Here is a 23,758-nt window from a genome sequence, read left to right on the forward strand (position 1 = left end):
CATGGCATCCCAGAGGTCTCGGCAGGCTGGCACGGTTCACCCCGAAGGGCTAGTCCATCCGCGCGTGAGAATGTTCTGGGCCGCGTTCACGTCCGCATGAGCTGTGTGCCCGCACCTACCGCAGCAGAAGACCGATTGGCTCTCTCGGTTCTCCGCCGCGACGTATGCGCACGAGTGACAGGTCTGCGAGGTGTACGCAGGATCAACTTCCACGATTCGGGTACCGGTGCGCCGGGCCGCGTTCTGACAGGCGAGCGTGAACCCGTGCCATCCCTTGGCCAGGATCGCCCGGTTCAACCCCGCCTTCTGGCGCACGTTAACGCCCGGCGCGTCGACGGTGCCTTGGGCCGAGGCGGTCATGTTCTTGGTCTTGAGCTTCTCCAGCACCACGACCGCGTTCTTGGCACACACCACGTGCGCGGTCCGGGCGGCGAAATCGGCGCGCCGAGCCCGCACCCGCCCGGTCAACGCGCACAGGGCGGCCTTGGTTCTGGCCCGGTTGTTCGACCCCCGGCGTTGGCGGGACAGGCGTCGGCGAAGGCGGCGTTCGCGCTCGGCCTCCTTCGGGGTTTGGAACACCTGGTCGAGCAGGTCGCCGTCGGAGGTGGCCACCGCCACCGCCACACCCCGGTCGATGCCCACCGTGCTGCCGGGGCGCTCATGCGCCTGCGGTGTGGTCTGACCGTCCTCGCACAGCAGCGACACGTACCAGTGGGCCCCGTCCCGCGAGATGGTCGCGGAGCGGACCGTGCCCCGGGGCGCGCGTGACCAGCGGAACCGTACCCATCCCAGCTTGGGCAGCTTGATGCGCCCCCATTTGCGGCTCAGGCGTTGAATGCTCATCCGCCCACCGTCGGGGAAGCGGAAGGAGGGCTTCCACCGGTCCTTGGCACGCCACCGCACCTTGAACGTGCCGTGCTCCCGGCAGGCCCGGTCCAGGTCGCGCAGGGTCTGCTGGAGGATGTGGGAGGGGGCGGCCTTCAGCCAGGTCTCCTCGGTCTTGGCCTCGGCGAGCTCTCGGGCTTGGAGGTGGTAGCCGCAGTAGGGCAGGCGCTGGCCGCGCCGCCAACGGGACACGGCCTCACGGCGCTGGTGCAGGCCGGTGTTCCACACCGCCCGACAGATATCGCCATAGACCTGACACGACTCGGCCTGCTCGTCAGTGAGCGCGAGCCGGTACCGAAATCCCGTCAACATGATGAGAAAACACCTCCCCTCGAAGAACCAGCACACACCGTAGTCGGGCCCTACGACAATGTGGCGGGGAGCGGTTTACCCCGCTCTGAAGGACGGGGTCTGCGCTGCATCGAAACCGATCAGGAACAACAGCCCGGGCACCGTGTTGAAGATCCCCGTGGCCACCGCGCCGCTGCCGTACCAGGCGTGCACCGAACGGGGCAGCGGAGCGCCCGGCCCGCCGACCGTGCTCCGGGCGGCGGGCGCGGCGGTCACGCGCGCCCGTCCGCGGAGGCCTCGGCGGCGGTCGCCGGAGCCTTCCGGGTCCGCGCGGCCGGGGAGGGCTCCGCGGTCTCCGGCGTCGCGGAGGGCCGTGCCGCCCCCGGGGCCTCCCGGACCTCGGGAGCCGCGCCGCCCGTCCCGCCGCCCCCGCCGTACAGCTCCTCGTGCGCCACCGGGTCCACGTCGTGCGCCACGGGGCAGCCCGCCGGGAAGGTGCCGATCCGGTTGACGTCGTACCCCTCGGGGTAACTGCGGATGTTCGGGTTGTCCTCCGCCCACAGCGGCTCCTCGCGCGGCTTCATCCGGCGCACCACCAGGGCCCGCAGCCTCAGCGCCAGGTGCGCCGCCAGCCGCCACGCCCTGCTGGGCGGCTCGTAGCGGAAGGTCTCGATGAGCGACTCGTCCAGGATCGCCATGGAGAACTTCCGGGCCGGCCCGGACACGCGCCGCGGGTAGAAGGACACCATCAGGTCGAGGGTGGCGTCGGAGACGGCCCGGCCGCCCTCGGTGTAGGCGAAGTGCTCGCGCTCGTAGGAGTCGAGGAGTTCCCGGAACTGTGCGTAGCTCTCGGGGATGTCCTTGATCCCCATGTACCGGCCGAGCCTGCGGTAGTAGTGCGTGATCGCCGAGATCTCGTGCTCGCTCAGCCTGCGCCAGCCGTAGCCGTGGTCGTTGATCCAGCGCACCGGCATGACCACGAACGTGCTGAGCACGTAGCGGTAGTCGTCGTTGCTGATGTCGTAGGAGCGGTGCATCTGGTTCATCCGGCGCAGCGCGTCGCGGCCCTGCCCGGGCTCGAACCCGTACCGCATCATGTTGTTGAGGATCAGCGCGGTGTCGTCGTAGCGTTTCTGGGTGCTGCCGGTGAACTCGTCGGTCCGGCCCAGGAGTCCGCCGATGCTGGGCACGGCGTAGGTGCGGTACAGGGCGATGCCCAGCGCCCGGCCCATGTCCCAGGGGAACTCCTGGGCGTTGAGGATCTGCATGATCCGTACGCAGTCGGCCTCGTGGTCCAGGTGGTGGATCTCGTCTCTGAGGTCGAAACGCTTCATTCGCGGTTCCTTCGGGGAGAGGGATCGTTCGGGACGGGGGACGGGGGACGGGGGTCGGGGCGCGAAGGGCTCGCGTGAGACGGGACTCGGGGGACGTGCGGGGCCCGGGAGGCCGCTACCTCTGCGCGTCCTCCTCGGAGGTCGGCGCGGGCGCCCCGCCGTGCGTCTCCCCGGAGGTCGGTGCGACCGCCTGATCCGGCGCGGGCACGCGGGCGCCCGTGGCGGCGACCTCGCGGGTCACCATGCCGTGCGGGACCGGGCAGCCCTGGGGGAAGGTGCCGATCCGGGACGGTTCGTAGCCCCGGGGGTAGCTGCGGATGTTGGGGCTCATCCTGGCCCACCGCGGTTCCCGGCGCGGCGGCATCAGGCGCACCACGCGGGCGCGCAGCCTCAGCGCGCCCGCGCTCAGCCGCCGCCAGGCGGCCGAGGGCTCGGGGTAGCCGAAGGCCTGGATGAGCCGGTCGTCGAGCAGGGCCTTGGTGAAGGGGCGGACCAGGGGCCGCTGCCAGGCCGGGTAGAAGGACACCATCAGCCCCAGGGTGGCGTCGGAGACGGCCCGGCCGCCCTCGGTGTAGGCGAAGTGCTCGCGCTCGTAGGAGTCGAAGAGTTCGAGGAACCCGGCGTAGTCCCCGGGGATGTCCTTGATCCCCATGTGCCTGCCGAGCTTGCGGTAGTAGTTGGTGTTGGCGGCGATCTCGTGGTCGCTCAGCCTGCGCCAGCCGTAGCCGTGGTCGTTGATCCAGCGCACCGGCATGACCACGAACGTGCTGAGCACGTAGCGGTAGTCGTCGTTGCTGATGTCGTAGGAGCGGTGCATCTGGTTCATCCGGCGCAGCGCGTCGCGGCCGCGGCCCGGACCGAATCCGTGCTCCATGATGTCGTTGAGGATCAGCGCCGTGTCGTCGTAGCGGTGCTGCGTGCGCTCGGTGAACTCGCGCGTGTGCGCCAGCAGCTCGCCGACGCCGGGCACGGCGTAGGTGCGGTACAGGGCCAGGCCCAGGGCCTGTTCGATGTCCCACGGGAACTCGTGGCCGCCGAGGATGCGCACGATCTGCTCACAGTCGTCCTCAGCGTCCAGGGCATGGATCCGGTCGCGCCACTCGAACCGCTTCATGGGCAACTCCAGTCACCTTCGTCCGGGCCCGTCGGACGGGGCCGTAGTCTGCGGGTGTGGCACGCCCGCGGCGCTCCACGGGGCGCACTTTACCTGGAAGCCCCTTGTGTACACCGGCTCCGGGTCTCCGAGCGTGTCCGCAACCCGACAGAGCGTCCGAAACCCCCGGGTTCGTCCCCGGCGGATGACACGAGAGGGGCGGGGGACCCGGTCCCCCGCCCCTCTCCCGGAACGGACTCAGGCGGCCATCCGCTCGGCCACCCGGTTCACCAGCGTCACCAGCACCGCCTTGGCCGACTCGCGCTCACGCGCGTCGCACAGCACGACGGGGATCGCGGGGTCCAGGCTCAGCGCGGCGCGGACCTCCTCGGGCTCGTACCGGTGGGCGCCCTCGAAGCAGTTCACCGCCACCACGAACGGCACGCCGCGCCGCTCGAAGAAGTCCACAGCGGCGAAGCACGTCTCCAGGCGGCGGGTGTCGGCGATGACCACCGCGCCCAGCGCCCCCTCGGACAGCTCCTCCCACATGAACCAGAACCGCTCCTGGCCCGGGGTCCCGAACAGGTACAGCACCAGGTGTTCGTTGATGGTGATGCGGCCGAAGTCCAGCGCCACGGTCGTGGTCGTCTTGGCCTCCACGCCCGACAGGTCGTCGATCCCGTAGCTGGCCTCGGTCATCACCTCCTCGGTGCTCAGCGGAGCGATCTCGCTGACCGATCCGACCATCGTGGTCTTACCGGCCCCGAAACCCCCCGCCACGAGGATCTTGAGCGCCGCCGGAACGGGGGCCTGCGTGTCGTCAGAGTCGCTGGATGCCATCGAGAACCGCCTGGAGTACGTCCCGGCTGACCGGGCTCTTCGCTGTGTAGGGGGCGCGGGCCAAGGCGAGGCCGCGGTTGAGCAGGTCGCTGAGCAGGACCTTGACGACGGCCACCGGGATGTCCAGGTGCGCGGACACCTCGGCGACCGACAGGGGCCGTCGGCACAGCTCCAGGATGCGTATCTGCTCCGGCTCCAGCGCCATCTCGTCGACCTCGGCCCGCTTGGCCGCGATCACGACGCTGATCATGTCCAGCTGCACGGTGTCGGCGTGGTCGCGCCCCTGCGCGATCACGTACGGCCGTACCAGCGGTCCGGCGTCCTGCTGTCCGACCGCGGCGCCCTCGTCGTACCCGCCGACCGCGTCCCTCTGGGGCAGGCCGTGCGGATCCTCCTCGGGCGGCAACTCGTTGTGCGCTTGCATGGCGTCCCCTATCGCCTGGCTTCCCCGGAAGCGCCCTCGCGTCTGGGCGCGGCGTCCAGATAACGGCCCACCTGCTCGACCAGGACGTTCATCTCGTAGGCGATGAGGCCGACGTCGGCGCTCTCCTCGGCCAGGACCGCCAGGCAGGCCCCCCGGCCGGCACCGGTGACGAACAGGTACGCGCTCTCCATCTCCACGACCGTCTGGAGCACCTCGCCCCCGCCGAAGTGGCGGCCGGTGCCCCGGGCCAGGCTCTGGAACGCGGACGCCACCGCGGACAGGTGCTCGGCGTCCTCCTTGACCAGCTCACGGGAGCGGCCGATCAGCAGCCCGTCGGCGGAGAGCACGATCGCGTGGCGGGAGCCCACCGCGCGGTCGAGCAGCTCGTCCAGCAGCCAGTCGATGTCCTTCTTGCCCGCGCCGCTTCCACTGTCACGCTGGGCGCTTTCGGGAGTACTCGTCACGGTTACGCGTCCTTGTCGATGTCGTTGGTCTGCTGCTTGCCTTCGCGCCGTCCGCGGTCCGTGCCCTTCTGGAACGCGGACATGTTCCGGCGCAGGCGCGCCAGACGCTCCTGGCCGTCCTGGGCCCCGTTGGGGGAGGACGCGCCCGCCGTCGCGGGGCCGCTCCGGGTGTCGGCCGCGGGGTCGGCGGCCAGCTGCGGAGCCAGGTTCTCCTGGGGCCGCCGCTTGGGCAGCGGCGGCCGTCCCCCGCCCGCCTCGACCATGGCGGGCGGTTCGGCGTCGGCGGAGGGTTCGGGGTCGGGGACCGCGCTGACGGACGGGGTCCGGGTGGGCAGCGGCGTCCGGGTGGGCAGCGCGGGGCGGTCGCCGTCCGCGTCGAGGAGGTCCGCGCCGCCGGCCGGGGCCTCGGCGGCCTCGGTGCCCTCCCCCTCGCTCCCGGCGGTGTCCGCGGAGTCCTCGTCCTCCCGGGCGGGGGCCTCCTCCTTCGGCGCGGACACCGAGGTCAGCACGGGCTTGACGCGCCTGCCGGACGACAGCTCGCCGCCGGGCGTGCGGTCCAGGATCTCGCGCACGTCCCACACCTGCTCGCCGCTCTCCTCGGAGGGCAGCGGGGAGCGGTCGCCGGAGATCAGCTCGTGCGGCAGCAGGACGATGGCCTGCACGCCCCCGTACGGCGACGGGCGCAGGTGCACGCGGATGCCGTGGCGGTGGGCCAGGTGCGAGACCACGAACAGGCCGAGGCGCATCTTCTCGTTGAGGCGCATCACGTCGAACTCGGGCGGGCTGGACAGCAGCGCGTTCGCCGAGGCGAACTCGCTCTCGGTCATGCCCAGGCCCCGGTCCTCGATCTCGACCGTCACGCCGTTGGGCACGTCCTCGCTGCTCAGGCGCACGTGGGTGTGCGGCGGGGAGAACATCGCGGCGTTGTCGACCAGCTCGGCGACCAGGTGGATGACGTCGGCCACGGCCGGGCCGTTGAGGTGCACGCGGGCGATCCGCTCGCGCTTGACGCGGGTGTAGTCGCCCGACTCGGAGATGGCGCCGCGCAGCACGTCGATCAGCGGCATGGGACGGTGCCAGGTGCGGCCCGGCGCCTCGCCGCCCAGGATGAGCAGGTTCTCGGCGTTGCGGCGGGAGCGGGTGGCCAGGTGGTCGAGCTTGAACAGCTGGGCCAGCTGCTCGGGGTCCTCCTGCTCGCGCTCCATCCGGTCCAGCAGGCGCAGCTGGCGGTGGACCAGCGTCTGGCTGCGGTGCGCGATGTTGAGGAAGACGCGGTTGACGCCCTGACGCAGCTCGGTCTGCTGCACCGCCGCGTTGACGGCCGCGCGCTGGGCGGTGTTGAACGCCCTGGCCACGTCGCCGAGTTCGTCGTCGCTGGCGGTCAGCGCGGGCAGGGCCGCCTCGGTGTCCACGCGTTCGCCCTCGTGCAGGCGGCGCATGAGGGCGGGCAGGCGGTTCTCCGACAGGTCGTTGGAGTCGTCGCGCAGGCGCAGCAGACGCTCGGTGAGCACGTTGGAGGAGCGGCGGGCCAGCAGGAACGCGAACCCGATGACGGCGGCGACGCCGAGGCTGCCCGCCACGGCGACGACCAGGGCCCGGTTGGCCTCGGCGAGGGTGACGTCCGCGGCGTACAGGGCCTCGTCTGCGCCGATCGCGGTGAGCTCGGACAGGACGTGGTCGTAGGCCTCGTCCCACGCGGCGCGGTCCACCGGCATGGACAGGTCCTGGACCTCGCTGACCGCCAGGGTCACCGGGTCGGTGACCGTCTCGGTGCCCACCTGGCGGTCGATGATCTCGTCCTGCATACGCTGGAGGTCGGCGTACTCCTGGCTCGCCAGCAGGTTCTCCAGCCGGGCCTCCTGGCCCTCGCCCTCCAGGTAGTGGCCGTTGGCGGCGAGCATGCTCTCGTAGGAGCCGACCAGCTCGGTGAACTGGCGCTGGTCCTCCAGGGACAGCTCGTCGGTGGCGAAGGCGTGGGCGATCTGGGCGTCGGACCGCGCGAACAGGTCGACCGTGCGGAACATGTAGGTCGCGGTGAAGCTCGGGCTGACCGCGCCGTTCCCGTCGCTGCCCGCGCGGGTCTGGCTGTCGAAGCTGTCCGCGCCGTGCAGGATCAGCTCGTTGTAGTAGTCCAGGACGTCGGCGCGGGAGGCCTCGCCCGCGTCCACCGCCGCGCGGATCGCGTCGATCTCGCCGTACTGCATGTGCAGCATCTCGATGTGGTGGCCGCTCTCGCCGGGGGCGATGTCGGCGAAGCCGACGAGCTCGCTCACGACCGCGCCCAGGGAGCCGTCGGTGCTCTCGCGGGCCTCGGCCAGCTGGCCCTCGATCTCCGCGTCCCCCGGGTTCTCGATGAGGGCGATCGTCTGCGTCCGCTCCCGCATCACGTCCACGAGGCCGATCGCCGCCGGGGCGACCAGGTCGTCGGTGGCGTTGGCACGGAGGCGCTGGACGACCGCGTCCCCGGCCAGGGCCACGGTCAGGGCCAGCCAGAGCACCACCAGGGCTGTGGTGGGGATCATGACCATTGCGCGGATGCGGGAGGTGATGCTCCGACCGCGTCGCTCGGGTACTGCCTGCACGGTTCTCCTGTCGATCCGCGTCCGGGGGTCTTGTGGGGGTGGGGGCCGCCGGGGGAGTCGGCGCGTCCCGGTCCGCCTGTGCGCGGTCCCGTGTCCTGCGGGCTGTGTCCGTGGGGGTTCTCGACACGGGACGTACCGCAGGGTAGCCACAAACGCGGCATTTCGGCGTGGGGGATCGTACCTCGCCGGTGAAACGCTGAAATATCCGGGTGGTGGGGGCAGTCTGCCATGGGAGACGAGAATGTCCACCTCTCGGGTGGGCGGTAGGGGTGTTTCCTCCTGTGAAGCCTTGTGACAATAGGGCAAAGGTCACATATGGCGGAGAGTATGGCAAGTCCTGCTCCGGGTGACCGGATCCGTCCTCCCCGGACCCGGCCGCCGCCGCGAATGTCCGCGTTCGACCCGCGCTCCGGCGCCGCGCGTACTAGCGTTGCGTGCCGAAGAGGGGACACCGCGTGACGGGAGGATGCGCATGGGCCAGCCGCTGGGCGGGGGACCGCTCGCCGTGGAGGCCGCGGTCGCGGGGGTTCCGCTGCTGGTGGTCTGCGCGGCGGCGCTCTACCTGCGCCTGCAGTACCGCCGCTACGGCCGCCCGCACGGCTGGCCGGGCCTGTGCACCGCGGCCGCCCTGGCCACGGGCGTCGGCCTGGCGGCGTACGCGGTCTGGCCGCTGCCAGCCTCCGCCGACGGCCTGTGCGCGGACCCCCTCGGCGGCGGCCGGTCCGGCCGGGAACTCCTGCCCGAGCCCGGGGAGGCCGGAGTCCTCGCCCTGTTCCTGGCGGTCGGGCTGCTGGCCCGGCACCGCTTCCGCCGGGGCGCCGCGCTCACCGTGCTGCTGGGTGCGGCCCTGGCCGCGGCCGTGGTCACCGTCCGCGCCACCGGGCTCCTGGGCCTGTACCCGTGCGCCTACGCCGGTGCCCCGGCGGGGCTCGTGGCCTGGGGTGCGGCCGCGACCCTGCTCGGCTGGCTGCTCGCACGGTGGGCGCTCCCGCCCGGGTACGCCCGCGGCTGGCCCGCGGCCGTCGCGGACCGAGCCGTGCCCGGACCGGTGCGCAGGCTCACCGGGGTCCTGCTCGACCTGGGCCTGTGGTGGTTCGGCGCGGCAGCCCTCGCCGTCTGCGCGCAGGCGCTCGGCGCCTCTGGGCCGGGAACCGGGGCGCGCACGACCGCTCTGCTGTGCCTGGGCGGGGCCCTGGCCCTGGTCCCCTCCCTGACGCGCCGCGACCGCGCCACCCCCGGCGCCGCCTCGGTGCGGCTGGCGCTGTGCGAACGCGGGTACCCGGCCCCGGCGGCCCGCCGGCGGGTCCTGGCGCGCACCTGCCTGCTCCAGGGCCCCGTCGTCGTCCTCGTGGCCCTGGGCCTGCCCTGGTACGCGCTCGCCGTGGCCGCGGCGCACGCCAGCAGCGCCCTGGTCCGGCCCGACGGCGCGGGCGTGGCCGACTTGCTGTGCGGGGTGCGCGTGCGCACCCGCGCCACCCTGGACGGCGCCCTGCCCTCGCGCCTGGTCCGCTACTCCGCCCCGCGCGGGGAGACCGTCAGCGCCAGGCCAGGTAGCCCAGCAGCAGCCCCGTGAACACCAGGATCGCGCCCAGGCCGCCGAACAGCACCCGCACGTAGTGCGACAGCCAGGGCGCGGACACGATCCGGGCCCGCTCTGGCGTGTCGGGGTCGTAGGCGACGGTCACGATCTCCCCGGCGCGGGAGGCCGTCCACCCGGTGTTCTCGTGCTCGGCGTGCACCTCGTGCCCGTCCTCGGTACGGAACTGCACGATCATCCGGGAGGCCGTGGAGGTCTCGTGGTAGCCGATCACACGTGCCTTGGCGCGCATCCCGTGGCGGCGCAGCCGCAGTTCCAGGCGCGTGTCACGTGTGACCGCCCAGAGCATGACCACCCCGGCCAGGAGCGGGATCAGGGGATAGAGGGTGGCCATCGCGCGGTACGTCCTCTCAGGTGTCCGGGGTGCTCGTGCGGTCGGGGGAGGCGGCGGGGCCGACCAGGCCGCCGACCATGCGGGCCAGCGCCGTGTGGACCTCCTCGACGGGACGCCCGGGCTGGAGCGTGCGCCAGTCCAGTGCCACCGTCACCACCATGCCGAACAGGGCGGACCCGGCCAGGCCGGTGTCCAGGTCCGGTCGCAGCGACCCCTCCGAGGCCAGGTCGTCCAGCAGGCCGGTGATGACCCCGATCGCCTCGGTGCGGATCTGGAGGACCGTGGCGTACCAGGCCCGGTTGGTCCGCCAGGCCTCCGCCATGAGCAGGCGGGCCAGGGACTCGTGCTCGCCGATGAACTCCACCCCGGCGCGCAGCACGGCGGCGAGCGCCTCGCGGGGGGCGGCGCCGGCCCCGGGAGGGGGCACCGCGCCCTTGAGGGTACCGGCCAGCCGGGTCACGCCCCACTCCATCAGCGCCGCGTACAGCTCGCCCTTGCCGCCGAAGTTGTAGTAGACGGTGCCCTTGGCCACCCCGGCGCGCTCGGCGATCTCGTCCACGGTCGTCGCGCCGTACCCCTGCTCGGAGATCAGCGTGACCGCGGCCTCGAACAGGCGCCGCCGGGTGGCCTCGCGGCGGCCGCTCACGGGGCGGTCGGACGTGCTCGCACTCATCCGTTCCATTCTCGCCCATACTCGTACACGACGCGCCATGTCCTCACCCCGGCCCGCGTCACAGCTTCAGCGCCGGGTGGAGCGCACCCATCGTCCACACGCGCTTGCGTTCCACCGTCCACCAGGTGAGCAGCAAAGGCACCACCAGCCACAGCGCCATCACCCCGAACGCCGTCAGGACCAGGTCCGGGTCACCGCCGCCGATCATGTGGCGCAGCGCGGTCACGCCCCAGTGCAGCGGCAGGAACGGCCCCACGGCCTGGAAGAAGGCCGGGCTGGTCTCGATCGGGTACGTACCGCCCGCCGAGGTCAGCTGGAGCACCAGCAGCGCCAGCGCCACCACCCGCCCCGCCGCGCCGAAGGCCACGTTCAGGTACTGCACCGTCGCGGCGAACGCGGCGGCGGTCAGCACCAGGAAGGCGATCAGCAGCGGCCAGTTCCCCGCCTCCAGGCCCAGCAGCAGGTGCAGGGCGGCCATCATGACCAGCACCTGGCCGACGCCGAGCAGGAGCGGGGCGACCCGCCCGGCCAGCGCCACCCGCCAGGAGGGGGCCGAGGAGGCCAGGGCCCGCGAGGACAGCGCGGGCAGCACCATGAACACCACCATCGCGCCCACCCACAGCGACAGCGGCACGAAGAACGGCGTGAACCCCGTCCCGTAGTCGGGCGCCTCGTTGGAGACGGCGCTGTCCAGCCGCACAGGACGGCTCATCGTCGAGGAGGCGTCGTCGCGCCCCCGCTCGGAGTAGGTGGGAACCCGGTCCGCGCCCTCGTCGAGTCCCCGGGCGAGCTCGTCGGAGCCCGAGGCCAGCTCCTCCAGGCCCGAGTGCAGCTCGTCGGCACCGCCGCTGAGCTCGCCCAGCCCCTCGTCGAGGTCACCGGCGCCGTCGGCGGACTCCGCCAGCCCGTCGCGCAGCAGCGCGGACCCCTCGGCCAGCTCGGCCAGGCCCTCGTCCAGCTCGTCTGCCCGTTCCCGGGCGTCCTCCGCCTTCTCCACCATCGCGGGAAGGTCCTCCGAGAGCGCGGCGGCCTCCGCGCTCAGCGCGGCCGCGTCCTCGGCGGTCGCGGTGATCGCGTCGCGGTTGTCCTCGACGAACCCGGCCGCCGACCCGGCGACATCCAGGGCCGCCTTGAGGTCGCACAGCAGGGCGTACAGGTCGGGGTCCTCGGTCTCCAGCCCGGGGTGTTCCTCCAGGTAGGACGCCAGGCGCCCGTCCACCTCCTCCGGGGCCCCGGTGTCGACCTCCGGCAGCTCCTCCAGGGCCGCGGACAGGGCCGCGGTGACCTCGGCGGCGTTCCCGGCGTGCTCCTGGAGGGAGGGGATGTCCTCCTCCAGCCGGGGCAGCCACTCGTCGGCCAGCGCGTCGAGCTCGTCCACCTGGGCCGAGACCTCCTCGGAGGCGGTCGCGGCTCCGTCGGCCAGATCCTGCGAACCGGAGTACAGCTGGTCGAGGCCGCCGCTGAGCTCCCCGGCGCCCGTGTGCGCCCCGCCCACGCCCCCGGACAGCTCCGAGGACCCCTCCTCGGCCTCGTCCGCGCCGCCGGACAGCTCGTCGGCCCCCTCGGCGGCCTCCTCCGTCCTGCCGTGGATCTCGTTGAACCCGAGGAAGATCTGGTCCAGGTAGCCGTTGACCGCCGACGCCGCGGCGGCCTCCTGGATCTCGCGGAACGCGCTTCCGGCCAGCTGGCGGACGATGAAGCTGTTGGAGTCGTTGTAGTGCGCCTCCAGGGTCGCCGGGGCGGGGGACTCCCGGTCGCGGGAGGGGGAGGTCAGGTCGGCGCTGAAGTCGGAGGGGATGGTCAGGGAGACGTAGTAGGTGCCGTCGGCGACACCGCGCGCGGCCTCCCGGGCGCTCACCGGGTGCCAGTCCAGGTCCCCCCGCTCCAGGAGGGTGTCGGTGAGCTCGCCCCCGGCGTCGACCTCGCGGCCCCCGGCCTCGACCGGTTCGTCCTCGTTGACGAGGGCGACCGGCAGGCGCTCCATCCGGCCGAACGGGTCCCAGAACGACCACAGGTACATCCCCGAGTAGAGCAGGGGGATGAGCAGGAGGGCGGCCAGCGCGGCGGCGGGCAGCGGCGAGCGCAGGAAGGAGCGCACGGTCAGCAGCCCGAGCCGGGGCACCGCCAGGGGGCGCACGAGCGGGCGCGAACGCCTAAGCCGGGCCACGGTCCCCGCCCTCCTTCCGGCCGCCGCGCAGGATGTCCAGGCCGACGTGGCGGCGGTGCCGCCCGCGGAGCCCGGCGGCGCCCGGTCCCGCGGCGGACGCGCCGCCCGCGGAGCCCGCGTCCGCGGTCCCGGAGGCGGACGGCTCCCCGGCGGCGGAGCCGGACGGGACGCCCGCGTCCTGGCGCAGCGGGATCGGCCCCCGGGTGTCCGGCCCGGCCACCCCGGCCAGCTCGCCGGAGTCGGCGCAGGTGGCGACCACCGTCAACCCGTCGTCCGCCAGCGCCTTGAGGGTGCGCCACAGGTCGGCCTGGTGCCCGGGTTCCAGGCCGCCGTCGACGTCGTCGACGGCCAGCAGCCGGGGTTCGGCCAGCAGGGCCAGGGCCAGCCCGAGGCGGCGCCGTTCGATCATGGACAGCTCCCGCACCAGCGACCGGCGGTCCAGCCCGCCCAGTCCCGCGGCCTCCATGGCCTCGTCGGCCAGGCTCCGCGCGGCGGGGCGCATGCGCAGCAGCAGCCCCTCGGACAGGTGCTCGCGGACCCGGAGCCGCTCGTCCAGTGGGTTGACCTCGTCCATCAGCCCGAGCGCGCTGATCCGGCGGACCCGGCGCGCGTGCCGGGGCAGGGCGTGGCCGTCCACGTACAGCGTTCCCTCCGAGGGGCGCATCCGGCCGGTCAGGGTGAGCAGCAGGGCACTGCGCCCGCCCCCCGAGTCGGCCCGGAAGACGGTGAGCGTGCCCGGCCGGGCCGTGAACCCCACGCCCGTGTACACGGGGCCCTCCCGGGTGGCGAGCCCGACGCCCTCGGCCTGTACACGAGCTCCGGTCGCCCGTCGCATCCCTCGGTCCCCTTCCGTTTTTGAACTGACCAGTCAGTTCAAAACTGCGGAAACCACCGTACAGCGCGCATACGCCTCCTCCGGGCACCGGGAGCTGTGGAGTGTCGCACAGCGCCGCCGCCCTCCCCCGTGCACCGCGCGCGACCGGGTAGTGGGATTGGATGGGAGGACGCGTACCACCGAACGAACGGGAGTATCGGGATGTCGGAGATCTCCGAGCGGGTCGCGAGGGTCCTGGACGACCCGGAGAACTGGCCCGGCGACCCCAAGGAGGCCGTCGCGCTCCAGCGCGGGCTCGCCGACCGGGTCCGCGTGGAGCCGTTGGACGTGGACGCGGTGCGGCTGGTGGCCGGGCTGGACGTCAGCTACGCCACGGACAACACGGCGCTCTCCGCGGCGGCCGTGGTCATGGACGTGCGGACCCTGGAGGTGGTCGAGTCCGTCGCCATCTCCTCGGAGCCGTCCTTCCCCTACATCTCGGGGCTGTTCGGGTTCCGCGAGTCCCCGCCGGTCCTGGAGGCGCTGGGACAGCTCAAGGTGACCCCGGACGTGTACCTGTGCGACGGCTTCGGCCTGGCGCACCCCCGCCGCTTCGGGGTCGCCTGCCACCTGGGGGTGCTCCTGGACCTGCCGGTGGTGGGGTCGGCCAAGTCGGTGCTGTTCGGCAGGCACAGCGTGCCCGGTGAGGAACGGGGGTCGTGGACGCCCATGGTGGCCGGGCGCTCGGAGGTGGTCCCCGACTCCTTCGCGCTGGCCGACCAGGGCAAGGAGGTGATCGGACGCGTGCTGCGCACCCGCAGGGGGGTCAAGCCCGTCTACGTGTCCGTCGGCCACCGGGTGGACCTGGAGGGCGCGGCCGAACTGGTGCTGCGGCTCTCGCCCAAGTACCGCGTGCCCGAGCCGGTCCGGCACGCCGACAAGCTCTGCGGCGAGCACCGCAAGGCGGTACTCGCCGCGAAGGAGGGCCGGGCCGACTGACCCGGACGGGGACGCCGGACCCCGCCTACCAGCTGGTGGGGACCGGACGCCCCTCGTTGTACCCGGCGGCGCTCTGCACGCCCACCACGGCGCGCTCGTGGAACTCCGCCAGCGAGGAGGCGCCCGCGTAGGTCATCGAGCTGCGCACACCGGCGACGATCTGGTCGATCAGGTCCTCCACGCCGGGGCGCTCCGGGTCCAGGTACATCCGGCCCGTGGAGATGCCCTCCTCGAACAGCGCCTTGCGGGCCCGCTCGAACGGGGAGTCCTCGGCGGTGCGCAGCCGGACCGCGCGGGCCGACGCCATGCCGAAGCTCTCCTTGTACTGCCTGCCCTCGGCGTCGCGCATGACGTCGCCCGGCGACTCGTAGGTGCCCGCGAACCACGAGCCCACCATCACGTTGGACGCGCCCGCGGCCAGGGCGAGGGCCACGTCGCGCGGGTGGCGCACGCCGCCGTCCGCCCACACGTGCCCGCCCAGCTCGCGCGCCGCCTCGGCGCACTCCAGCACGGCGGAGAACTGGGGGCGGCCCACGGCGGTCATCATGCGGGTCGTGCACATCGCGCCCGGGCCCACACCGACCTTGACGATGTCGGCGCCCGCCTCGATCAGCTCGCGCGTGCCCTTGGCGGTGACGATGTTGCCCGCCACGATCGGCACCCGCGGCGACAGCGCGCGCACCTTGGAGACCGCGGTCAGCATCTTCTCCTGGTGGCCGTGCGCGGTGTCGATGACCAGGGTGTCCACCCCGGCCTCCAGCAGCTCGGCGGCCTTGCCCGCCACGTCGCCGTTGATGCCGACGGCCGCGGCCACGCGCAGGCGGTCGTCCGCGTCCACGGCGGGCGTGTACAGGGTGGAGCGCAGCGCGCCAGTGCGGGTCAGCACGCCCACCAGGGCGCCGTTCCCGTCCACGACCGGGGCCAGCCGGTGGCGGAAGTCGTGCAGCATCCCGAACGCCTCGCGCGGCTCGGTGCCCGCCGGGATGGTCATCAGCTCGGTGGACATCACGTCGCGCAGCTGCGCGAAGCGGTCCGTTCCGGCGCAGTCGGCCTCGGTGACCACGCCGACGGGCCTGCGCTCCCCGTCCACCACGATCACGGCGTTGTGCGCGCGCTTGGGCAGCAGGTTGAGCGCCTCGCCCACGGTGCTGGACGGGTTGAGCGTGATGGCGGTGTCGTACACCAGGTGCCGCTGCTTGGTCCAGGAGACGACGTCGGAGACCACGTCGAGGGGGATGTCCTGCGGGATGACCGCGACACCGCCGCGCCTGGCGACGGTCTCGGCCATCCTGCGCCCGGCGACCGCGGTCATGTTCGCCACGACCAGCGGGATCGTGGTGCCGGTGCCGTCCGGCGACGACAGGTCCACGCTGAGCCGGGAGCCCACGGAGCTCCGGTTGGGGACCATGAACACGTCGCTGTAGGTCAGGTCCTGCTGGGGTGCCTGGTCGTTGAGAAAACGCAATGCCTCTACCTCGGTCGAGACCGAAGGGGGTGGACCATCCGCCGCATGCCGCGCGCGGCCGCCTGTTGATCCCCCTCTTACCGGTCAAGTATGCCGTCACGAATTAGGTCGGTCGACCCCCGATCTGGCATGATGACCCGGATCCCCGCCGACACAGCCCTTCCCCGCCCCTGTCAGCGCGTCGTCGGGCGCCGGGGCCCGGACGGGCGCTCCTGGAGAGCCCGCATGCCGCGTTTCACTTTCGCGCAAGTCAAGGAAGAGACCTACAAGGCGAAGGACGCCTGGTGGACGGTCTTCCTGGTGGACCCCCTGGCCGGACGCCTCGTCGTCTGGACCGCGAACCGCACCGACATCACGCCCAACCAGCTGACGCTGGGGGCTGGGGTCTTCGGTCTGCTCTCCATGCTGTGCTTCGTCGCGCCGGTCCTCGTGCCGGGCGGTGGGGGATGGAACTGGGCATGGCTGCTGGCGGGCGGACTGCTCTTCCACCTCAGCTTCGTGCTGGACTGCATGGACGGCAAGATCGCCCGGCTCAAGGGCACCGGCACGGTCTTCGGCAGCTGGGTGGACTTCGTCTTCGACCGCATCCGCTTCTTCGGCTGCGTGATGGCGCTGCTGATCGGCCAGTGGCTGCTCACCGGCCACGAGGTCTACCTGATCGCGGCGCCGGTGGTGGTCTTCTTCGACCTGCTGCGCTACCTCAACGGCCCGCAGGTCGCCAAGACCCGCCGGACCATGAACCAGACCCTCGCCGAGCTGACCGGGGACACCGAACGGCTCGCCGCCGCCCAGCGCGAGGCCGACCCCGAGGACGAGGAGACGGGGGAGACCCCGGCCCGGCCCGGCGCCCCCGCCCCGACCGGCCTCTACCCGCGCGTGCGCGACCGGCTCCTGCGCCACCGGGTGCGCCCGCACCTGTTCAGCGGCATCGAGTTCGAGATGTTCCTGTGCGTGGTGGCCCCGGTGACCGCGCTGGTCTCCCTCTTCACCCCGCTCAACAGCCTGATCATCCCCGTCGCGGTGTTCTCCGTGCTGGCGCTGGCCTTCTTCGAGGTGATCCTGGTGCTGCGGCTGTGGAAGGACACGAACAGGTTCGAGGCGCGCCGCCGCCGGCTGCTGGCCTCGGGCGCCGTCCCCGGCGCCGCCGCGGCCACGAACCCGTCCAGCGGGAGCTGAACCGGCCCTGCCCACCGGGGGCGGGAACGACACGGGAGGGGCGGGTCCGCGCCGAAGCGGACCCGCCCCTCCCGTGTACGCCGCGCCCCTCGCGCGGAAGCCGGGTCAGACCCCGGCCTTCTCCTTCTCGCGTCCGCCGCCGTCGCCGTTCCCGCCGTCGCCGGTCCTGTCGGCGCCGTCGTCCTTCCCGGAGCCGCTCGGCGCGCGCAGCGCGGAGTCCTCACGCAGGAACCACGTCAGTTGCGGTTCCACGGCCCAGCGCAGGCCCGCGCGCACCCACGGGGTGCACAGCAGCAGCGTCAGCGCCACGCCCAGCAGGACCGTGACGACCATCTCCGTCGCCCCGGACATCAGGCTGTACCAGGGCGAGGCCTGCAACAGGACGATCACCACGGAGTGCCCCAGGTACACGTACAGCGTGTAGGCGCCCAGGGAGGTGAACCACGTGCGCTGCTTGGGCATCAGCGCCAGGACCGCGAAGGTCATCACCAGTGCGAGGGCCATGAAGCCGACCCGTACGCCCAGACTCGGCAGGATCGGGTCGATCTCGCGGTCGGTGAGGCTGTTGGTCCAGAAGAGCCAGGAGCGGCTCATCTGCTCGGAGATGGGCACGGCCAGCGCCGCCGTGATCCCCAGCACCAGCACGGAGGCGATCCGCACCCAGAGCCGGTCCAGGTAGGCGAAGTGCTCGCGGCGCAGGCTCAGCCCCAGGACGAAGAACGGCAGGAAGCTCACCACGCGGCCCAGGGAGAGCGTCTCCCCGAGGCTCGCGGTGGCCCCGAACACGGAGATGAGCACCGCGATGAGCACGGGCCAGCGCAGCCGTTTCCAGACCGGCACGCTCAGGCGCCACACGAACAGGGCGACCAGGAACCACAGGGCGTAGGTCGGCTGGAGCACCGACATGGACTCGGGCAGGCCGCCGCGTTCGACCGCGTAGATGGACTGGTGGATGGTCCAGAAGATCAGGTAGGGCACCGCGAGCGACACGACCAGCTTCTCGACGCGGTTCGACGAGGCGTCGAAGGACCGCGAGAGGTAGCCGCTGATCATGATGAACGCGGGCATGTGGAAGAAGTAGATCCAGTAGTAGAGGGCACTGGCGGGCCCGTACTCGCGTAGTGGGCCGATCGCGTGGCCGACGACGACCAGGGCGATCAGGACGAACTTGGCATTGTCCAGACGGGCGTCACGGCCTGGACCCGGGGCCACCGTGGTGGGGGCGTCCGCGCCGTGCCCCGGTTCCTGACGCTGGGATGCCGGACTGGTCATGGATGAGGCCACGAGTGGACTCCGAGATCATCTGCTTCTGGGACGTGTGTGCTCTCTTCCGGCCGTGCACGCGGCCCGCGGGCCGACCGTGGGGCCGGAACGCGGGTGGCGCGGTGCCGCGTGGGGCGCGAGGGGGACACCGTAAGGTCGGATGAATGAACATGTGCTGCGTTACCTTACTGTGATGTAGCAAAGTATGCCAGCGGTTCTCCGGAGATCGGTGGAAAGTCGCCGGAGTCCTGCCTCGGTTGAGGTGAGGGTGGGGCTCGTGAAACATGTGTGACGCGAGCGGCTCGGCCGGGGGTAGCTTTCCGTGTGCAGACACTAACCCATCCGCGCCACCGTCTTCTACGGAGGGTGACAGGCCGAGTCTGCTCCGGGCCCGGCCCGCGGAGGTCACGCGGCTGACTGTGTGGCCGCGGCGGACGCGCCGCTAGGCTGCTCTCGTCAGACGGGCGGTTCCGACCCGGTCGATAATACGGAAGAAGGCGGTGGAAGCCGTGCCGCACGCGGTGGACCCCAACCGTGCCGCTCAGCACGGGAACGTGGTCATGCGACTCCTCGACGAGCTCTTCCCGCTCGTGGAGGGGTTCTACGTCGACCTGCACAAGAACCCCGAGCTCTCCCACACCGAGCACCGCACCGCCAGCGGTGTCGCCGAGTGGCTCACCCGGACCGGTTACGAGGTCCACAAGGGCGTCGGGGGAACCGGCGTGGTCGGCATCCTGCGCAACGGGCCGGGGCCCACGGTGATGCTGCGCGCCGACATGGACGCGCTCCCGCTGGAGGAGAAGACCGGGCTGCCCTACGCCAGCACCGCCCGCGCCGCCAACGACGAGGGCGCCGAGGTCCCCGTCATGCACGCCTGCGGGCACGACGCCCACACCGCGTGCCTGGTGGGCGCCGCCGACCTGCTCTCGGAGACCCGCGACGAGTGGGCCGGGACCGTGATGGTCGTCGCCCAGCCGGGCGAGGAGGCCCTCGACGGGGCGCAGGCCATGCTGGAGGACGGGCTGTTCGACCGCTTCGGCCGCCCCGACGTCATCCTCGGCCAGCACCTGGGCCCGCAGCCCGCCGGACTGATCTCCCACCGCGCCGGGGTCATCCTCGGCGCCTCCAACTCCTACCGCGTGCGCGTGTACGGGGAGGGGGGCCACGCCTCCCAGCCGAACACGACCGTGGACCCGGTCCTCATCGCGGCGAGCATCGTCACCCGCCTCCAGGGCGTGGTCTCCCGCGAGGTCAGCCCGAGCGAGATGGCGGTGCTCACCGTCGGCAGGATCCAGGCGGGGACCAAGGCCAACATCATCCCCGACGAGGCCTACCTGGAGATCAACACCCGGGCCCTCAACGACAACGTGTCCGCCCAGCTCGAAGCGGCCATCGAGCGGATCGTGCGCGCCGAGGCCGCCGCCTCCGGAGCCGCCCGCGAGCCCGAGATCGAGCGCTTCCAGGGCGCGGGCGTCACCCGCAACGACCCCCAGAGCACCGCCGACGTGGCCGCCGCGCACCACGCCTACTTCGGCGACGAGTACGTCATCCACCTGCCCGACCCGTTCCCGGCGACCGAGGACTTCGGCTACTTCGGCCTGCCCGGCGACCCGCAGCCGATCCCGTACGTGTTCTGGTTCGTCGGCGCCACCCCCCACGACGTGTGGGAGTCCGCCCCCGGCGACACCCCGTACGAGAAGATGGGCAACGTCCCCAGCACCCACTCGCCGTTCTTCGCGCCCGCCCGGGAGCCCACCCTGCGCGCCGGGCTGGCCGCGATCACCGTGGCCGCGCTGTCCTACCTGGGCGACGACAGCCCGAAGGCGGCGGCCGGGGACGCGCCCAACGACGCCTACGACAGCGCCTACCTCGCCTCGTCCTGGCCCGCGCCGGACGAGGACCGGGCGCAGACGGCCTGGCCGGCCCCGGACGAGGAGCGGGCGCAGACCGCCTGGCCCGCTCCAGAGGAGGACCGGCCCCGGTCCCCGTGGCCCGCGCCGGACGAGGACCGGGCCAAGTCCACCCACGAGGCCGACATGGACTCCGTGATGGAGGCCCAGGACGAGGAGCACCGCCAGGAGTGGCGCGACGGCAAGACCGAGGAGTCCACGCTGTCCGCGGACATGGCCGCGCTGCTGGAGGAGGACGACCGGCCGCGCCCGCCGTCCGGCCCCTCCTACGGGGGTCCGCCCCCGCCCCCCGACGATGACCGTCCCGGCTCCGAGTACCGCTTCTGACCACGGATGGGGGAACGCCGGCTGCGCCATCCCCGGGAGATCCCCCTCCTGGCCGTGTGCGTGGGGGTGACCCTGCTCGCCGTGGTGGGCGCGGTCAGCCGCGCCTACTCGGGTGAGCCCAACCAGCCGCTGCTCCTGCTGAGCATCCCCGCGCTCGTGTACTTCGTGCGCGGGCAGCTCTACGCGCGCCAGCGGGTCAACGGGGTGCGCATCACCGAGCACCAGTTCCCCGAGGCGTACCGGATGGTCGCCGAGGCCGCCGCCGCGTTCCGCATGAAGCGGGTGCCCGAGGCCTACGTCGTGCTGGGCAACGGCGAGCTCAACGCGTTCGCCTCCGGGCACGGCTTCCGGCGCTACGTGGCCGTCACCAGCGACCTGTTCGAGGTGGGCGACCGCCTGGCCGACAACGACACGCTGCGGTTCGTGATCGGCCACGAGGTCGGTCACATCGCGGCGGGCCACACGTCGTTCTGGCGCCAGTTCGGGATCTCGGTGGCCAACGTGATCCCCGGCGTGGGCACCAGCCTGAGCCGCGCGCAGGAGTACACCGCGGACAACCACGCCCACGCGTTCTGCCCCGAGGGCATGCAGGGGCTGCGGGTGCTCGCCGCGGGCAAGTACCTGTACCCGGCCGTGGACTTCTACGACATCGCCGCCCGCGCCCGCACCGACACGGGCTTCTTCGTGCTGCTGGTCAACCTCCTGTCCAGCCACCCCGTGAACACGTTCCGCTTCGCCGCCCTGGCCGACCGCACCAGACCGGGAAGGGTCTTCTAGGGGCGGTCCGCCCCCGTGCGGGGCCGGGGCCGTCCTCGCCTCACCGGCCGGCCAGCCGCGCCGCCGCCTGCGCGGGCAGCGGCTCGTGCCGCGCGTACTCCCGGCTGAACACGCCCGTGCCGTGCGAGATCGACCGCAGCTCAACCGCGTACCGGACGATCTCCAGCTCCGGCACCTCCGCGCGCACCACCGCCCGGCCGCCCCGCACCGACTCGGTCCCCACCACCCGGCCGCGCCGGGCCGACAGGTCGCTCAGCACCGCGCCCAGGTAGGCGTCGTCCACCTCCACGGACACCTCGTCCACCGGTTCGAGCACCGCCAGCCGCCCCGCGGCCGCCGCGTCCCTGAGCGCCAGCCGCCCCGCCTTCTGGAAGGCCGTGTCCGAGGAGTCCACCGAGTGCGCCTTGCCGTCGTAGAGCGTCACCCGGATGTCCACCAGCGGGTACCCCGCCCCGGGGTCCGCTCCGTCCCCCGACCCAGCGCCGCCCCTCGCACCGGCCACCGTCCCGACGCCGTCCGCCATCTGCGCGCGCACGCCCTTCTCCACGGACAGGACGAACTGTCGGGGCACCACCCCGCCCACGATCTCGTCGACGAACTCCAGGCCCGCGCCGGACTCCAGCGGCTCCACGCGGATCCGGCAGACACCGAACTCCCCGTGCCCGCCGCTCTGCTTCACGTTCCTCCCGGTGCCCTGCGCCGGAACCGCGAAGGTCTCCCGCAGCGGCACGCGCACCTCCCCGGTGCGGACCCGCACCCCGTGGCGGTGCTCCAACCGGTCCAGCGCGGCGTCCAGGTGCGCCTCGCCCAGGCTCCACAGCACCATCTGGTGGGTCTCGGCGTTCACCTCCACCCGCAGGGACGGGTCCTCCGCCACCAGCCGGGCCACCGCGTGCGACAGCTTGTCCTCGTCCCCCGGGGACGCCGCGCTCACCGCCACCGGCAGCAGCGGACGCGGGAAGCGCCACGGCGCCACGCGCACCGGCCGCTCCGGCTCGGAGAGTGTGTCTCCGGTGCGGGCGTCGGGCAGCTTCGCCACCAGGCACAGGTCTCCGGCGACCGCTTGGCCCACCGGCCGGTTCTCGCGGCCCAGCGGCACGGACAGCGGTCCCGTGCGCTCGTCGTTGCCCGTTCGGTCCAGCTCGTCCTGGCCGGTCAGCCCGCACGGGACCCCGTGGCCGTGCAGGTGGACCCGGGTGTCGGGGCGCAGGGTCCCCGAGAGGACGCGCACCAGGCTCACCCGGCCCACGTACGGGTCCACGGCGGTGCTGAGGACCTGCGCGACGAGAGGGCCGTCCGGATCGCAGGACAGCCCCGCCACCGGTCCGCCCTCCGGTGTGAAGGTCTCGGGAAACGGGCGCCGGGTCGGGTCCGGGCACGAGAGCGGCAGTTCGCGCAGCAGTTCGCGCACACCCACCCCGGTCGTGGTGCTGATCGCCAGGACGGGATGGAAGCCGCCCGCGGCGACCGCTTTCTGGAGGTCGTCGATGAGCAGGTCGGGGTCGAGTTCGCCGCCCTCCACGTAGCGCTCCATGAGGACCTCGTCCCCGCTCTCGGTGATGACCTCCTCGACGAGGGTCTCCCGGAGCGGTCCCGCCGCCTCGCGCAGCCAGTCCGGCACCGGACGCGCCGAGGGGGCGGACCCGGGTCCGCCCCCTCCGGAGTGGCCGGAACGCTGCGCGCGCTCGGAGCCGTCGGCGCCGTCGGAACCGCCGGAGTAGTCGTAGTACCGCTCGGAGACCAGCCCCCACACGCCGACCACGCGGCGCTCGTCCCCCGTGCTCTCCACGGCCGGGACGTAGGCGGGGTGCACGCCCGGGCCGAACGCCTCCCGGCACTGGGCGACCACCTCGTCGTAGTCCGCGCGCGGGTGGTCGATCCTGGTGACGGCCACCGCCCGGGGCATGCCGACGGCGGCGCACTCCTCCCACAGCACGCGGGTGCGGCCGTCCACGCCCTCCAGGGCGGACACGACGAACAGTGCGGCGTCGGCCCCGCGCAGTCCGGCGCGCATCGCGCCGATGAAGTCCGCGTACCCGGGGGTGTCCAGCAGGTTGACCTTGACGTCGCCGACCATGACCGGGTTGACGGTGAGGTCGACCGACCGCCCCTGCCGGATCTCGACCTCGTCGTGGTCGCTGACGGTCGTGCCCTCCTCGACGCTGCCGGGGCGACCGATCTCCCCGGCGGCGGCGAGCAGCGCCTCGACCAGGCTCGTCTTTCCGGCGCCGGACGGTCCGACCAGCGCGATGTTGCGGATGCCGCGGGGCCCGTCGGCCCTCGGTACGGCTCCGGCTGGGGCTCCGGTTCCGTTGACGTTGCGATCTGCCATCCCTGTTACCC

General features: G+C 72.7%; 19 protein-coding genes and 1 pseudogene. 5 read left to right on the forward strand and 15 right to left on the reverse strand.

What is annotated here, in order from left to right:
* Positions 1–36: 36 nt before the first annotated feature.
* The 8 genes and pseudogenes from PV789_RS05295 to PV789_RS05330 form a co-directional block, all read right to left on the reverse strand.
* Complete coding sequence (locus PV789_RS05295) at positions 37–1,197, reverse strand: RNA-guided endonuclease InsQ/TnpB family protein (RefSeq protein ID WP_274976389.1); 1,161 nt, start codon at positions 1,195–1,197, stop codon at positions 37–39.
* 117 nt (positions 1,198–1,314) lie between these two features.
* Positions 1,315–1,452 (reverse strand): annotated as a pseudogene (locus PV789_RS05300) (MFS transporter); the annotation flags it as partial.
* Positions 1,449–2,510 carry an oxygenase MpaB family protein gene (locus tag PV789_RS05305; protein WP_274976390.1) on the reverse strand — a complete coding sequence of 354 codons (1,062 nt, stop codon included), beginning with the start codon at positions 2,508–2,510 and terminating at the stop codon, positions 1,449–1,451. The gene PV789_RS05305 and the pseudogene PV789_RS05300, both read right to left, overlap by 4 nt.
* 115 nt (positions 2,511–2,625) lie before the next feature.
* Positions 2,626–3,624: an oxygenase MpaB family protein gene (locus PV789_RS05310; protein ID WP_274976391.1), complete on the reverse strand. Its 999-nt coding sequence runs from the start codon at positions 3,622–3,624 to the stop codon at positions 2,626–2,628.
* A gap of 237 nt (positions 3,625–3,861) precedes the next feature.
* On the reverse strand, positions 3,862–4,443 hold the full coding sequence (locus tag PV789_RS05315) for a GTP-binding protein (RefSeq protein ID WP_212641355.1): 582 nt from the start codon (positions 4,441–4,443) through the stop codon (positions 3,862–3,864).
* Positions 4,424–4,867, reverse strand: a complete 444-nt coding sequence (locus PV789_RS05320; RefSeq protein WP_212641354.1) for a DUF742 domain-containing protein — start codon at positions 4,865–4,867, stop codon at positions 4,424–4,426. The genes PV789_RS05315 and PV789_RS05320 overlap by 20 nt, the downstream gene beginning before the upstream one ends.
* 8 nt (positions 4,868–4,875) lie before the next feature.
* A complete protein-coding gene (locus PV789_RS05325) occupies positions 4,876–5,331 on the reverse strand; it encodes a roadblock/LC7 domain-containing protein (protein WP_274976392.1) in 456 nt (151 codons plus the stop codon).
* A 2-nt stretch (positions 5,332–5,333) separates the two neighbouring features.
* Positions 5,334–7,913: a sensor histidine kinase gene (locus tag PV789_RS05330; RefSeq protein WP_274976393.1), complete on the reverse strand. Its 2,580-nt coding sequence runs from the start codon at positions 7,911–7,913 to the stop codon at positions 5,334–5,336.
* Between the two features lie 472 nt (positions 7,914–8,385).
* Between PV789_RS05330 and PV789_RS05335 the strand changes: the two genes are divergently transcribed.
* Positions 8,386–9,486, forward strand: coding sequence for an antibiotic resistance protein VanZ (locus tag PV789_RS05335; protein ID WP_274976394.1), 1,101 nt, complete (start codon positions 8,386–8,388; stop codon positions 9,484–9,486).
* Here the strand turns inward: PV789_RS05335 and PV789_RS05340 are convergent.
* The 4 genes from PV789_RS05340 to PV789_RS05355 are packed head-to-tail and all read right to left on the reverse strand — an operon-like array spanning position 9,449 to position 13,519.
* Complete coding sequence (locus tag PV789_RS05340; RefSeq protein ID WP_013151336.1) at positions 9,449–9,844, reverse strand: DUF3592 domain-containing protein; 396 nt, start codon at positions 9,842–9,844, stop codon at positions 9,449–9,451. The two genes, PV789_RS05335 and PV789_RS05340, sit on opposite strands and share 38 nt — an antisense overlap.
* 16 nt (positions 9,845–9,860) lie before the next feature.
* Positions 9,861–10,526, reverse strand: a complete 666-nt coding sequence (locus PV789_RS05345; RefSeq protein ID WP_274976395.1) for a TetR/AcrR family transcriptional regulator — start codon at positions 10,524–10,526, stop codon at positions 9,861–9,863.
* Positions 10,527–10,575: 49 nt separating this feature from the next.
* Positions 10,576–12,684, reverse strand: coding sequence for a YhgE/Pip domain-containing protein (locus tag PV789_RS05350; RefSeq protein ID WP_274976396.1), 2,109 nt, complete (start codon positions 12,682–12,684; stop codon positions 10,576–10,578).
* On the reverse strand, positions 12,671–13,519 hold the full coding sequence (locus tag PV789_RS05355) for an ATP-binding cassette domain-containing protein (RefSeq protein ID WP_274976397.1): 849 nt from the start codon (positions 13,517–13,519) through the stop codon (positions 12,671–12,673). Before PV789_RS05355 ends, PV789_RS05350 begins: the two co-directional genes overlap by 14 nt.
* A 201-nt stretch (positions 13,520–13,720) precedes the next feature.
* Between PV789_RS05355 and PV789_RS05360 the strand changes: the two genes are divergently transcribed.
* Positions 13,721–14,497, forward strand: coding sequence for an endonuclease V (locus PV789_RS05360; protein ID WP_274976398.1), 777 nt, complete (start codon positions 13,721–13,723; stop codon positions 14,495–14,497).
* A gap of 25 nt (positions 14,498–14,522) precedes the next feature.
* On the opposite strand, the gene PV789_RS05365 is transcribed toward PV789_RS05360, so the two are convergent.
* Complete coding sequence (locus PV789_RS05365) at positions 14,523–15,962, reverse strand: GuaB1 family IMP dehydrogenase-related protein (RefSeq protein ID WP_274976399.1); 1,440 nt, start codon at positions 15,960–15,962, stop codon at positions 14,523–14,525.
* Between the two features lie 225 nt (positions 15,963–16,187).
* On the opposite strand from PV789_RS05365, the gene PV789_RS05370 reads away from it, so the two are divergent.
* Complete coding sequence (locus PV789_RS05370) at positions 16,188–17,138, forward strand: CDP-alcohol phosphatidyltransferase family protein (protein WP_274976400.1); 951 nt, start codon at positions 16,188–16,190, stop codon at positions 17,136–17,138.
* 105 nt (positions 17,139–17,243) lie between these two features.
* Here the strand turns inward: PV789_RS05370 and PV789_RS05375 are convergent, their stop codons facing one another.
* Positions 17,244–18,410: an acyltransferase family protein gene (locus PV789_RS05375; RefSeq protein ID WP_274976401.1), complete on the reverse strand. Its 1,167-nt coding sequence runs from the start codon at positions 18,408–18,410 to the stop codon at positions 17,244–17,246.
* 491 nt (positions 18,411–18,901) lie between these two features.
* On the opposite strand from PV789_RS05375, the gene PV789_RS05380 reads away from it, so the two are divergent.
* Both PV789_RS05380 and PV789_RS05385 read left to right on the forward strand, forming a co-directional pair.
* Positions 18,902–20,638: an amidohydrolase gene (locus tag PV789_RS05380; RefSeq protein ID WP_274976402.1), complete on the forward strand. Its 1,737-nt coding sequence runs from the start codon at positions 18,902–18,904 to the stop codon at positions 20,636–20,638.
* Between the two features lie 6 nt (positions 20,639–20,644).
* Positions 20,645–21,415, forward strand: coding sequence for a M48 family metallopeptidase (locus PV789_RS05385; RefSeq protein WP_274976403.1), 771 nt, complete (start codon positions 20,645–20,647; stop codon positions 21,413–21,415).
* 40 nt (positions 21,416–21,455) lie between these two features.
* On the opposite strand, the gene PV789_RS05390 is transcribed toward PV789_RS05385, so the two are convergent.
* On the reverse strand, positions 21,456–23,747 hold the full coding sequence (locus PV789_RS05390) for an elongation factor G-like protein EF-G2 (RefSeq protein ID WP_274976404.1): 2,292 nt from the start codon (positions 23,745–23,747) through the stop codon (positions 21,456–21,458).
* Positions 23,748–23,758: the final 11 nt, after the last annotated feature.

It is taken from the genome of Nocardiopsis camelliae (assembly GCF_028993595.1).
Lineage (GTDB): Bacteria > Actinomycetota > Actinomycetes > Streptosporangiales > Streptosporangiaceae > Nocardiopsis > Nocardiopsis dassonvillei.

Excerpts from the sequence above, each read along its gene's own strand:
- PV789_RS05295 (WP_274976389.1), bottom strand. The coding sequence starts at position 1,197 with ATGTTGACGGGATTTCGGTACCGGCTCGCGCTCACTGACGAGCAGGCC.
- PV789_RS05305 (WP_274976390.1), bottom strand. The coding sequence starts at position 2,510 with ATGAAGCGTTTCGACCTCAGAGACGAGATCCACCACCTGGACCACGAG.
- PV789_RS05310 (WP_274976391.1), bottom strand. The coding sequence starts at position 3,624 with ATGAAGCGGTTCGAGTGGCGCGACCGGATCCATGCCCTGGACGCTGAG.
- PV789_RS05315 (WP_212641355.1), bottom strand. The coding sequence starts at position 4,443 with ATGGCATCCAGCGACTCTGACGACACGCAGGCCCCCGTTCCGGCGGCG.
- PV789_RS05320 (WP_212641354.1), bottom strand. The coding sequence starts at position 4,867 with ATGCAAGCGCACAACGAGTTGCCGCCCGAGGAGGATCCGCACGGCCTG.
- PV789_RS05335 (WP_274976394.1), top strand. The coding sequence starts at position 8,386 with ATGGGCCAGCCGCTGGGCGGGGGACCGCTCGCCGTGGAGGCCGCGGTC.
- PV789_RS05340 (WP_013151336.1), bottom strand. The coding sequence starts at position 9,844 with ATGGCCACCCTCTATCCCCTGATCCCGCTCCTGGCCGGGGTGGTCATG.
- PV789_RS05345 (WP_274976395.1), bottom strand. The coding sequence starts at position 10,526 with ATGGAACGGATGAGTGCGAGCACGTCCGACCGCCCCGTGAGCGGCCGC.
- PV789_RS05355 (WP_274976397.1), bottom strand. The coding sequence starts at position 13,519 with ATGCGACGGGCGACCGGAGCTCGTGTACAGGCCGAGGGCGTCGGGCTC.
- PV789_RS05360 (WP_274976398.1), top strand. The coding sequence starts at position 13,721 with ATGTCGGAGATCTCCGAGCGGGTCGCGAGGGTCCTGGACGACCCGGAG.
- PV789_RS05370 (WP_274976400.1), top strand. The coding sequence starts at position 16,188 with ATGCCGCGTTTCACTTTCGCGCAAGTCAAGGAAGAGACCTACAAGGCG.
- PV789_RS05375 (WP_274976401.1), bottom strand. The coding sequence starts at position 18,410 with ATGACCAGTCCGGCATCCCAGCGTCAGGAACCGGGGCACGGCGCGGAC.
- PV789_RS05385 (WP_274976403.1), top strand. The coding sequence starts at position 20,645 with ATGGGGGAACGCCGGCTGCGCCATCCCCGGGAGATCCCCCTCCTGGCC.
- PV789_RS05390 (WP_274976404.1), bottom strand. The coding sequence starts at position 23,747 with ATGGCAGATCGCAACGTCAACGGAACCGGAGCCCCAGCCGGAGCCGTA.